We start from the raw sequence: 10,653 nt of genomic DNA, 5'->3' as shown, positions 1-10,653 counted from the left end.
TCCGGCTCGGGCGCTACGTTCCTAACTAGGAACTGGTGACCTGAGGAGGTGTCCACATGGTAGCAGGATGGAAACGTCGGGCTCACTCATCGGGAAAAGGCCCGCGAAAAGCCCACCCCCCAAGTACGAGCGCCGTTCGCGCCTACCCTGGACCGAGCTCCGGCCGCTAGCGAGGGCAAACACTCCGACAAGGCGTTATCAGCCTCAAGATGAAGAGACCCTCAAGATGGAGAGACCAACGGGGTCGATCGCAAGAAGGCGCAGCGTGAGGGCATCTTGCTGCGGCCGATCAACCGCTCAGCCTCCCATCCACTTGCCACGCTTACGGGAAGCCGCAACCTCGTCGCGGATGCGCTCGCCGATCACTTCTCGCTCGAACTGCGTAAACGTGATCAGGATGTTCAACGCCATGCGGCCCTTTGGCGTCCTTGGTATTGAAGCTGACAAAAATCAAGCTCCTCCGACCCTATTCAAGCGAGCCATCGAATGGCGACAGTTACCATTTGATTGTTGATCAGCGTGACTTCGACGCAAGAAACAAGCTTGCACTCGAACAGATCTTGGGCAAAAGAATGAAAGTTTAGGTAATCTATTCGAGAACGATTTAAGTGCCGATCCGCCCCTTTTTGAAGAGCGCACCATGCAAGTCCGTCTCACCAGGAGCCACTTCTCGACCGGGGTCATCCCTCCTGATGACCAGCGCAATTCTTGGGCGGATTGGGTGAGCGGGCTCCACGGCAAGTTTTCCGTTCATCGCTCGATGCCGAAAAACTACGTGGGACGAATCGTGGCGATCAGATGCGACGGTCTGCAGATCGTGAAATTCGACGGACAGCGGGAGTCGCTTGAGCGCAAGCGCTCCCACGCGGCAGCGGATGGATTGTCTCACTTCGAGATCATCGTTCCACTTTCCGATTCCGTCTCGATATCACACTGCGGAAAGCAGGCGGACTTGTCTCCTGGCCAGTTTATGGCGGTCGACATGTCCGAGCCCACGAACTTTGAACACGCCCGAAGCTTAACGGCAATCGCATTTGCATTCCCGCGGGCCGATATAGCAGGTCGCCTAGGAAGTCCCGAGAAAATCTGCGGGCAGCCGCTGGCTCGTCATCCGCTTCTCGCTGCGTCCCTTGCGTTTATTTCCACGTTTGCGGAATCCGCCGATCTCATGGATGACCACTCATTTGCGGTCGGCGCTCGACATATCCGCGATCTTCTCGCGCTGGTCATGCTTGACAACGTTGATGCTTACTCATGCGAGTCCGCCACTAGGGCAGCGATGCTGGCCCGGATCAAGAAATTGATCAACGCACAATTGGAGGATCCGGAACTCGACCTGACCGGCATCGCTTCCGCGGCAGGAATCTCCGTGCGCTATGTTCAGTCGCTGTTTCAGTCGGCGGGGACGACCGCACAGCAATTTATCCGCGAGCAACGGTTGAGATATGCGGCTGATCTTCTTGCCAATCCATACAAGAAGATCACCGTTACCGAAATCGCGCTTGCGGCTGGCTTCTCGAACTCGAGTCATTTTGCATCCGCTTTCAAAGAACTCTTCGACTGCACCCCGTCAGAGTTCAGGAGAAGGCAGCCAAATCCGTAAGACTTCCGGACCTTCCAGGAATACGTTCTGACGACGGAGATCGTTCGTTCCCGTGATAGAGCGCTTCCAGGCTCAAGCCTATTCTTCCGAAAAACAAACGCCTTTGGGAGGATGCCAATGAGCGCCGCGCCGCATATCAAGCCTATCGATCTCGCAATCACCGTCGACGATCTGTTAATCTGGGATGGAACACCTCTCCCGGCGGGCTATTCGCGGGAGACAATCGTTGCTTCCATGATCAAGACGTTCCAAAGCAACGGCCTTTCCGGCATCTATGGTTTCCCGCATACCTCGCCGCTCGATCAGGATCGCGGCTTGATCTCGATCATCGATCATTGGTGCGACAGCGGACACCATATCGCCAATCACACCCATTGCCACGCCTGTCTGAACTGGGTTTCGGCAAGATTCTACTGCGACGATATCAAGCGGGCCGAAGATCATATTGGACAGCTGATTCAAAAGGCGCCGAAACGCTTTTTTCGCTACGCGATGGACATGTCTGGTGAGGCAGAAAGAAAGCGAGGCGAAGTCGAGGATTTTCTTCAAGCCAATGGCTACGAAAATGCCCCAATCACCATGTGGTTCGGCGATTTCGCCTGGCTCGCGCCTTATTATCGCGCGGTCGAGAGCAACGACGAAGCGGCCCTCGCGATGCTTCGGAAGAGCTTTCTTGAGGCGGCTCTTTTTCAACTGCGAAGCCATGCCAAGGCCGCCAGATTGATGTTTGGCCGCGACCTGCCGTACATCTGGCTGATACATGCCACCCCGATCGCGGCCGACATGTTGGACGACCTAATCGTGGCCTTTAAAAATGAAGGGGTGCGCTTCGTGACTCTCGAAAACGCCATGCAAGACCCGATCCATAGAGCAATGCCTCGGGTTTCGCCTAAGTTCAGAAATCACCTTCAGCGCTACGCCTTGATGCAAAGCGTTGAGATGGAAGAGGTTCCCCGAGCGATGTTCGCGTCGATCCTCAACGCAGCGCCCATGCCTGGCGTCGAAAGCATGGAAATCTATGACACCGTGCTCCGCAAGATGTGTCAGCGCGCTTCAGGAACCTACAAATGGGACTGGTCCTAATCGCGCCTGTTGGGCATCGGCGCGTCTCTTTTAACGCCAATGTCTCCCTGTGATCGTTTCGTTTACTTGACCGTCGCCATTGCAGAAAAGCCATGTTAAAAGCCGCTCCTCTCGAAGGAGCAATGATTGTGAAGAAAGCAACCAAGAAAGCCGTGACGCGGCGCGAGTGGACGAAGACAGATATTAAGGAGCTCAAAGCTCACTCGAAAGCACGCACGCCGGTTACGAAGATATCCAAATTGACGAAGCGCAGTATTGGTGCTCTCCGCCAAAAGGCACTGGTCCTTGGAATTGGACTCGGGCACCAGCGTTAGCCCGTTTCGATTGACTGGGAGAGTAGGGCGGCCTGATGACCCACCTCCTGAACAGCTAGACCATCCTAGCTGACTTCGCTTTTCTGACTACCGAAAGGACAGCTGCGGGCAAGTCAGCCCGCAGCGTCGTGACGGCCTCCGACGACATAGCTTCCGTTTTTAGGTGAGGTTAACCGCGCCACGTTGTTGACGTTGCGCGCTCGCGCGTGATCCCTTGCGCCGGAAACTACAGACCATCCACGTCAGAGACCTGGAAGTGTCCTTCCGGCTGACTGTCCTGAAAGTGCTGGCCGGCCAGCCTGCCGGGCGTGCCTCCGTTGCCGAAGTCCGGCAAGCGGTCGAAATCCTGATGACCAGCGGCAAAGACTGGACAGGTCGCATGAAGCGGTTGGCCGAATATGCGCGTGACCCGAATACTTTCTCGGCCAAGTTTGTGGTTCGCGATCCTCGCGGCTGGGAGATCACGGAGCAGGGGCGGCAATTCTTGTCCGCACTCGAAACGGCCGTCGCCGTTCGAAGAAAGCCGCCTCGATCAGCGGCCGACCTGCCGGCCAGCGAGCCCGCGGCCCAGCCTGTAACAGGTTCGGCAAGATCACTTCAGCCTCCCCGAGGCCGTCGTCAGAGGCGGCGCCATCGCCGCGGAAAAGATCGATCCAATCGGCGTTCGGCCTGAACCAAGCGGACGGTCCCTGTCGACCTCGATCTTCAAAAAGATGGGTTCTAAGCGATGCGCGACGGATAAGCTTTAATCGCAGTGGAGCCAGTTCACAAACTGATAAGGAAATTAGACAAAGCTTATCAGTCTGGCTAATCCCGCCGGGCTGCCGATGTAGGCCTGGTCAACGCCGATTGCACCTCACCATCATCTCCGGCTTGAGGAGAGCGATACCTGAGAAGCCGCACCGTCTTGAACCACAGATCAGGTTCGGGCGTCACGCGCACTTAGCCGACTTATATTGCGCTTACCTCCAGGCGCTCGGGCGGAACTGAGGCAAAGTCCGCTCGGCCTCTCGCGAGCGGTTAGGATTTGCCGTAAGAACCCTGATAGCGGCCTTCCCGGATTGCCTTCAGCGTCTCGTCTTCGCACACAATCTTAGATTGTACCGCTTCTAGCAGGCTTGTGGCCGTTGCCGCTGGAAACGACACCACGCCGTCGCCATCGCCGACGACGAAGTCGCCGGGCGAAATCACGCAGCCTCCAACCGAGACCGGCACGTTGATTTCACCGGGGCCATTTTTGTATGGCCCGCGATGGATTACCGCGCGCGCCAAGCAGGGAAAGTCAGACGTAGCAAAGGCCGCGACATCGCGGATCGCGCCGTCGATCACGTAGCCTTCCACCTTACGCCATTGTGCGATGTTCTTCATGGCTTCATTGGCACCCTGCTATGGAACGGCAAGGCTAATATCGAACGAGGCTTGATTTCGACCTCGGAAGCACGGGTCGGTCGACCGTTGACACCGATGAGCTGTGCCGGAGTCGCACGCCGGACCACGCACCGCGCCGTCTACGGCACCGCGGCCGTCGGCGCGGCGGCGGCAGCAGGTGCATATGCGGCTACGCCGGCTTGCGTGCAGGTCACCAATGCCTATGGCCAAGTTGTGACCAGATGTTGAGATCACTACCCAAAGCTGACGACCGGAACTTTAGCCACGTTGTCAGCCAGCCTGCGCACACCGTTAGCAGTGCGCCAGCACCGAACGCGACGAATGCGCCTCAACTCGCTTGGTGAGCCACGCTTGCGCGTCGACCGCGATGATCGTCAACGCCAATTCTTCTGCATCGCATTCATGACCGTTTCTGACTTATGCGTCTTGCAGTAATTACCCACAACCTTTCCGTTTCGCTCGACGTAGCGAAAATCCACAGTGCTCAAGTTCTTTGATGCGCTGAAATATCCCGCCATCCAGGAGCTTATCAGGGTCTGCCTTTCCCGATCGGACTCTAACAGTTGCCTGCAGGTGACGAGGGATAGGTCGACAACAACTTGTGCTTTTGAAACCAGAGTCAGGGCGACGAGCAGCGTGGTCGCAACAACGAAGATTGAGGGCTTCATGGCTATCTCCCCATCCTGGTTTTGATCACTGGCTCGCCGCAGATCGCTCGAGACCAGCCATCACGGTCTGAGTAGGATTGGTAGCGCACGATGCCTTTACGCTTGCGACATTTCGCGCGTACGCGTTGATATCTACAAAAACGTATCCCTTCTTTTGGTTGAACCACCCGCTCATCCACGCGGAAAAGACGGCAGAGTCCCCCGTGGACATTGCTAGGTACTGGGCGCAAGTTATGCGCGCCATGTCGACGCTTGTCTGTGCTTGCACAGGGCAAGCTGCAGTGATGCCTCCCAGTACCAGGCTCGCAGCTATTTTTTTCATACGAATGCTCCATATACTCGCGTGCCAATGCCTAGCTTTTCGTTGCGCTGCTGCCGGCCGATGCAGGACCGTCCTCTTTCGTCACGTTATTCGAAGCACCCGTGTTCACACATCGAGGTACCTTTCATCGTTTGCGCGGTCGAGGTGCGGATGATGCGATCGAACGGATTGCGCACGATAACCTTGAGTGCCGCGAGATCGTCTTTGCTTAAATAAGACATCTTTCGCGGTGGGGTCGTCACCATCTTGCCGATCGTCGAAGGAGAAATCCCGAACTTGGCCAACAATCGCGCAAGCTTGATCGTGTCGCGGATGGTCCCGTTATCCTCGTTGCCATGCACATTGGAGACGATGACGTAATTGCGGTCGGCGCCCGCGGCTCAGAAAGGTCCGCTATCTTCAAGCCTTTCCGCAATCTCACGAATCGGAGAGGGCTATGAAGCAATATGTTGGGCTGGATGTGTCTCGCAAAAAGAAACCTCAGTATGTGTGGTCGACGAAGTTGGTCAGGTCTTGTTCGAAGGAAAGGCCAAATCCGATCCGGGAGCGCTCACAGCGCTGCTCCGCAAGCGGGCGCCACAGGCGGAGCGCATCGGATTTGAGACCGGGGCGATGGCGAGTTGGCTTTGGCATGAACTTCGTAGGGTCGATCTGCCGGTGGTTTGCATCGACGCGCGGCACGCTCACGCGGCTTTGTCGGTGCGCATGAACAAGAGCGATCAGAATGATGCTCGAGGCCTAGCCGAACTGGTGCGGGTTGGATGGTATCGAGAAGTCAAGATCAAGAGCGAGGAGAGCCAGAAGGTTCGAGCGATTCTTGTCGCGCGATCTCGCCTTGTGTCGATGCGTCGAGATATCGAGAATCAGGTCCGCAGCCTCATCAAAGAATACGGTTTGCTGTTGCCACGCGCGATCGGACTGCAGTTTCGCAATCAGGTCTGCGAGCTATTGGGCAAAGATCATCAGCTCCTCGGTGTGATCGCGCCGCTTCTGAACGGATCTGCAAGCAGCAAAGCAACTTCGACAACGAAGTCCGCCAATTGGCGAAGTCGGATGAGACGACGCGCCGCCTGATGACGGTTCCTGGTGTTGGCGGGGTGACCGCCTTGACCTTCCGCCATACGATCGACGACCGATTGCGCTTCCGATCGGCATCGAGCGTTGGCGCCTATCTGGGTCTTACACCTCGGCGCAACCAATCTGGCGAAACTGACATCAATGGCAAAATGTCACGATGGGGCGACCGTCTTCTCCGAACTTACCTGTTCGAGGCCGCGACCGTCCTGCTTTATCGAACGAAGAAATGGTCCTCCCTCAAGGCTTGGGGAATGAAGCTCGCCAAGAGGATTGGCATGAGGAAGGCGAAGGTCGCCATCGCGCGCAAGATCGCCGTTGTTCTGCACTGCATCTGGGTCGGCGGCACGTCGTTCGACTGGGGCTTGGCGAAGGAAGCCTGATCCGATTTTGTAAAGTTCCTGGTCCGGTCCGCCGGACTGGCGATGTCCCGCTGGGACGGTGTTGTGGCGACCTCGTTCATTCGGCTGGTGACGGCTTGACCGTACTCCGCTGCAGACGTTGAGGCGTCCGACCCGGACATCATCATGAGGCGCTGCGCGACCTCGGAAAGGACCATGACCCCAGCGAAGACATCAACCCGCCCGTACGATCCGATGCCTGGCCAACAGTGCATGTATCATCCGCGCCCGCGCCGTCTGCGCAACCCCTACCAGCTCCGACGGCGCGGACGCTACCACCGTGCCATGGGCGAGTTCAGAAATGTAAGCTTGACAACAAACCGCAATTAAAGGGCCGAATGACGTCCAACCAAGTAGCGGAAGGCTGGGGCTGGGCCAACCTGCCGGGGTTCTGGATATTCTATCTTCCTGTCGCTTCAAGCGATCTACTTGTTGGGTTTGCCAATGCTCGTGCGGCTCTGCCAAGAGGCGAGCTTGGGTCCGGACAAGCTCGATGCTCGAGCACCATGGCCTTCGGAGGCGGAAGCTTGCTCGCCTCTTGGCTTCTCAGAGGGAGCAATCTAGCGGAGAACAATGATCTGAGCTGGAGAGCCGGACTTCCCGCAGTCTTGTTCCTCATCATAGCTTCGGCTGGGGGAATGACACGCGACTGGGCTCGCATGAACGCCGTGGTTCGCTTCGTAGGTCGTGCACCTTTAGTGCTGGGGCTCGTCTGCGGCAGCCGAATGTTGTTGGGAAACAAGTTTCCTGGGCTCAAGGCGCGCTCAGCCACATTTTATGGGGGCGATGTCGAAGTGGGAAGCGGTCCGCGCCCAGTCAACGGTCCGGAGAGCGCGTGGCCAGCAACTCCTCCTACCTGGCGGAATTGCCGGCTTGGCCAATCAAATTAAGTTGGGCACTCGTTGCGAATCGAGATCTTACTACGCAGCCTGCGACCTGGCACCACCATTCGCTCCGGTATCGCGTGAGCGACTGGCCGAAACGGACCTCTCTTCAAGCGACTGTTCGACGGCCTTCCTGTAGTAGGTGACATACAGAAGATGTCCGTCCAGTTCGGCTGCACCACAGTCGTCGTTTTGTCTATCGACGGAGCTTGGGCCCGTAACCCGTTCGCCTCGAGCGGAGACTATCGGCTCGTCGACGCAACGGCGAATTCGTGGCGGATTTATCGCAGCGTACAGTAGGCGAACCCCTCGGGTGCTGGGTTAGTACTTGTGAGCCCGCATCGGGAGCGGCACCTCTCGTAGCTCTAAGCCGCCGGACGCGATCCATTGTTCGGCTTGCAAGTAGGCGCGCTCGATGTGCTGGCTCGTCATCGAGAAATCGTACGGCGAACCGGTGAGGGGGCAGAGCGGCGGGACGACGCTGTAGCTGACCGAACGAGGGATACTATCGATTTCGTGCACCAGTTGGCGGGCGATGAGGAGAGTAAGCGCATGGATGGCGTTTGCAATAGCCCCCACTGGAGGCGCCTGCCGAGCGCAAGCGTGTCCGGTGGGAAGAATGATCAACCTGGTGGCTCCTTTCTGCAGAGCCACTTTCACGGGAGTATTACTCGAAACCGCGCCATCGGAGAGAAACGTCCCCTCGTACCTCACGGGCGCGAACGCTCCCGGGATTGCCGTCGTTGCGGCTATGGCGTCGACGGCTGAGCCGCTGGACAGGACGACATTTTCGCCAGAGATCATGTCGGTTGCGACAACGTGCACGGGAATCTTCGCCTCTTCAAGATCTCTGTACGGAAGAAAATCTCGTACCAGCTTCCTGATTCCCTCCTGAGACACCAGGAAGTCTCGTCGAAACAGGAACGCCGCAAGCGTCGACAATGTGATCGGGAAGACATCCTGTCGCCGAATGTTTCGCCAGATGTCAGCCAGCCTTTCGACCGCTTGCACGCCCGGTCCGGCTGCGTAATAAGCTCCATTTAAGGCGCCGACACTGGAGCCCACCACCATGTCGGCTGTCACGCCCCGCTGCGCCAGCGCCAGCATCATGCCCACTTGAATAGCTCCGAAGCTGCCGCCGCCCGCCAGGACGAAGGCGGTGCGGACAGCTGGCGTAACTTGGCGCGGTTGTTCATTGGAATCGGAGGCTCTCAATCGGCGAAAAGCGCATCAGGATAGATGGCTCATTCCACGGCTCGACCCGATCCAGAGGGGCTCGCGAACTCCGTGCAAGATCAAAGCGGGTACCGGCCAGTACCGCACGCCTGTAGGGATCCCGGGTCGCATGAACCATGAGTGGCATGGTGACAGCCGACTCGACGAAAGCAGGCGTCGGGCCGAGCAACATAATCGACTCTACTATGCTCATCCGCAGGATCATCGTGGCCGGTCTCTTCAGGATAACGCTTGCGGAAGCGATGGCTACATCCATCATCGAAGCGTTTCCGTCGATGACGTACGCCGAGACGACTCTCGGGCAAATCGACCTGTTGCCCGCCAATCTGGGAACTTTGCCAACATAACTTTCGCGCAATGCAGCACCCGGCACTAGGTAGGTAGATCCAAACAGTTCGGCGAGTTTGGAGGACCGCTCATCTGAGATCAGATGCCGCCGATTAGTTGAACCGTTCTTTCCTGTAATACGCAGCTTGGAAAGCGTTCGTTACTTCGATGGACCCAACTTCGCGTTTTGAAACCGAGTCTGGTAGCCGTCCGAGCAGCGCTGGTCGGCGGAGACGATGAACGTGGCGCCGTGTTCGGGGCCTGACTCTATCAATCCAGGGCTGTGCTTCAGGCGCTCCAGAGCTGCGATTGACGATTGATCGCCCTCAGGTCGTGATTTTCACGCCAGCAAAACCGTTGGATCCGATCTTGGTTGCTCATCGTTCGCTTCACGGCCGAGCCTCCAGAACTTTATCCGCAAGCCTGTGAGGGATGACCCGATAGCCGCAGGCTATGACTAGCCGGCCCAGTCACTCGTAACTCGAAGTTGAAAGGAAGGATCGGAGCGCAGCGACGCGAGCGCATCTGCGGTCTGGACCGGCCGAAGCTCCGAGAGTTTGCGCCTCGACGCTTTGGCGAGCGGCGAACAGCCTCAAATTCGTGACCGGCAGCGCGTAACATTTTCGACCTGATAACGAAGACAGGATTAGGCCATCCAGCGCCGGCACCGTCTTGAGTGCGAAGTCCGCGCTGAATTGTTGGAGCCCACACAAATGGAAACAGAAACGTTGCTCGAAGCCTTGGCGGCGGACACCCTAAATTCCTGGAAGCCAGAGAAATCAATTCGGCTTGCTCTGATTGCGGGAAACGTCATCGCCGGAATCGCATTCTTTGTAGGTATTGGCTTTCGTCCCGATATCCTGTTCGCAATGGGAACCTCCCGCTTTCTCGTCAAGTTCGCTGTTACTTTGCCGCTCGTATTTGCGGCCACTGCTGCGATGCTTCGGGCAGCGCAGCCCGGCACTTCGTTCGGAGTCAGGGGTTGGGCTCTCGCGATTTCGCCGCTGGTCTTGGTGTTGGCCGTCCTCATTGAGATCGTGACAGTCCCGCCGCCGTTTTGGGGCTCAAGGATGGTCGGTACACATGCACTGAATTGCTTAACTCTTATACCGCTTCTATCTATTGGACCACTGGCCTGCTTTCTTCTTGCGCTGCGCGAAGGAGCCCCGACGCGACCTGGCTTGGCGGGAGCCATCGCCGGGCTTGCCGCGAGCGGGATTGCGGCGACGTTTTACGCAACGAATTGCACGGACGACAGTCCTCTTTTCGTCGTTATCTGGTATCCGCTTGCTGTAGGATTTGTGACGTTGATCGGTTTTTTGAGCGGACGACGGTTCTTGCGATGGTAGCCC

General features: G+C 57.4%; 11 protein-coding genes and 3 pseudogenes. 8 read left to right on the top strand and 6 right to left on the bottom strand.

What is annotated here, in order from left to right; translation table 11 throughout:
- Positions 1-300: 300 nt before the first annotated feature.
- Positions 301-426: pseudogene (locus H8B02_RS18920) on the bottom strand (recombinase family protein); the annotation flags it as partial.
- 214 nt (positions 427-640) lie between these two features.
- On the opposite strand from H8B02_RS18920, the gene H8B02_RS18915 reads away from it, so the two are divergent.
- From H8B02_RS18915 to H8B02_RS18905, 3 genes are all read left to right on the top strand, one after another.
- Entirely contained in the window at positions 641-1,603 is a 963-nt protein-coding gene (locus H8B02_RS18915; RefSeq protein ID WP_229167612.1) for a helix-turn-helix domain-containing protein, read from the top strand.
- Positions 1,604-1,720: 117 nt separating this feature from the next.
- A complete protein-coding gene (locus tag H8B02_RS18910; protein ID WP_229167611.1) occupies positions 1,721-2,686 on the top strand; it encodes a polysaccharide deacetylase family protein in 966 nt (321 codons plus the stop codon).
- Positions 2,687-2,808: 122 nt separating this feature from the next.
- Positions 2,809-3,000, top strand: a complete 192-nt coding sequence (locus H8B02_RS18905; protein ID WP_312001028.1) for a hypothetical protein — start codon at positions 2,809-2,811, stop codon at positions 2,998-3,000.
- Between the two features lie 1,020 nt (positions 3,001-4,020).
- Here the strand turns inward: H8B02_RS18905 and H8B02_RS18900 are convergent.
- A pseudogene (locus H8B02_RS18900) lies at positions 4,021-4,374 on the bottom strand (RraA family protein); the annotation flags it as partial.
- Here H8B02_RS18900 and H8B02_RS18895 point away from each other — a divergent pair.
- On the top strand, positions 4,375-4,617 hold the full coding sequence (locus tag H8B02_RS18895; protein ID WP_229167614.1) for a hypothetical protein: 243 nt from the start codon (positions 4,375-4,377) through the stop codon (positions 4,615-4,617). It begins immediately after the preceding pseudogene.
- Between the two features lie 146 nt (positions 4,618-4,763).
- Here the strand turns inward: H8B02_RS18895 and H8B02_RS18890 are convergent, their stop codons facing one another.
- From H8B02_RS18890 to H8B02_RS18880, 3 genes are all read right to left on the bottom strand, one after another.
- Complete coding sequence (locus tag H8B02_RS18890; protein ID WP_229167609.1) at positions 4,764-5,057, bottom strand: HdeA/HdeB family chaperone; 294 nt, start codon at positions 5,055-5,057, stop codon at positions 4,764-4,766.
- A gap of 25 nt (positions 5,058-5,082) precedes the next feature.
- Complete coding sequence (locus H8B02_RS18885; protein WP_229167608.1) at positions 5,083-5,379, bottom strand: HdeA/HdeB family chaperone; 297 nt, start codon at positions 5,377-5,379, stop codon at positions 5,083-5,085.
- 86 nt (positions 5,380-5,465) lie between these two features.
- Entirely contained in the window at positions 5,466-5,720 is a 255-nt protein-coding gene (locus H8B02_RS18880) for a hypothetical protein (RefSeq protein ID WP_229167607.1), read from the bottom strand.
- A gap of 95 nt (positions 5,721-5,815) precedes the next feature.
- Between H8B02_RS18880 and H8B02_RS49000 the strand changes: the two are divergent.
- Positions 5,816-6,836, top strand: a pseudogene (locus tag H8B02_RS49000) (IS110 family RNA-guided transposase).
- A gap of 1,019 nt (positions 6,837-7,855) precedes the next feature.
- Positions 7,856-8,038, top strand: coding sequence for a hypothetical protein (locus H8B02_RS49370; RefSeq protein ID WP_512699911.1), 183 nt, complete (start codon positions 7,856-7,858; stop codon positions 8,036-8,038).
- A gap of 21 nt (positions 8,039-8,059) precedes the next feature.
- Here the strand turns inward: H8B02_RS49370 and H8B02_RS18865 are convergent, their stop codons facing one another.
- Complete coding sequence (locus H8B02_RS18865; protein WP_229167613.1) at positions 8,060-8,848, bottom strand: patatin-like phospholipase family protein; 789 nt, start codon at positions 8,846-8,848, stop codon at positions 8,060-8,062.
- A gap of 242 nt (positions 8,849-9,090) precedes the next feature.
- On the opposite strand from H8B02_RS18865, the gene H8B02_RS18860 reads away from it, so the two are divergent.
- Both H8B02_RS18860 and H8B02_RS18855 read left to right on the top strand, forming a co-directional pair.
- Positions 9,091-9,321: a hypothetical protein gene (locus tag H8B02_RS18860; RefSeq protein WP_229167604.1), complete on the top strand. Its 231-nt coding sequence runs from the start codon at positions 9,091-9,093 to the stop codon at positions 9,319-9,321.
- Positions 9,322-10,014: 693 nt separating this feature from the next.
- On the top strand, positions 10,015-10,650 hold the full coding sequence (locus H8B02_RS18855) for an NrsF family protein (RefSeq protein ID WP_229167603.1): 636 nt from the start codon (positions 10,015-10,017) through the stop codon (positions 10,648-10,650).
- Positions 10,651-10,653 lie beyond the last annotated feature (3 nt).

This window comes from Bradyrhizobium altum, assembly GCF_020889705.1.
Lineage (GTDB): Bacteria > Pseudomonadota > Alphaproteobacteria > Rhizobiales > Xanthobacteraceae > Bradyrhizobium > Bradyrhizobium altum.
This window is presented reverse-complemented; position numbering and strand designations above follow the sequence as displayed.

Bases quoted from the DNA above. Each gene is read 5' to 3' on its own strand.
- H8B02_RS18915 (WP_229167612.1), top strand. From the start codon at position 641: ATGCAAGTCCGTCTCACCAGGAGCCACTTCTCGACCGGGGTCATCCCT.
- H8B02_RS18910 (WP_229167611.1), top strand. From the start codon at position 1,721: ATGAGCGCCGCGCCGCATATCAAGCCTATCGATCTCGCAATCACCGTC.
- H8B02_RS18905 (WP_312001028.1), top strand. From the start codon at position 2,809: ATGATTGTGAAGAAAGCAACCAAGAAAGCCGTGACGCGGCGCGAGTGG.
- H8B02_RS18890 (WP_229167609.1), bottom strand. From the start codon at position 5,057: ATGAAGCCCTCAATCTTCGTTGTTGCGACCACGCTGCTCGTCGCCCTG.
- H8B02_RS18885 (WP_229167608.1), bottom strand. From the start codon at position 5,379: ATGAAAAAAATAGCTGCGAGCCTGGTACTGGGAGGCATCACTGCAGCT.
- H8B02_RS18865 (WP_229167613.1), bottom strand. From the start codon at position 8,848: ATGATGCTGGCGCTGGCGCAGCGGGGCGTGACAGCCGACATGGTGGTG.
- H8B02_RS18860 (WP_229167604.1), top strand. From the start codon at position 9,091: ATGAGTGGCATGGTGACAGCCGACTCGACGAAAGCAGGCGTCGGGCCG.
- H8B02_RS18855 (WP_229167603.1), top strand. From the start codon at position 10,015: ATGGAAACAGAAACGTTGCTCGAAGCCTTGGCGGCGGACACCCTAAAT.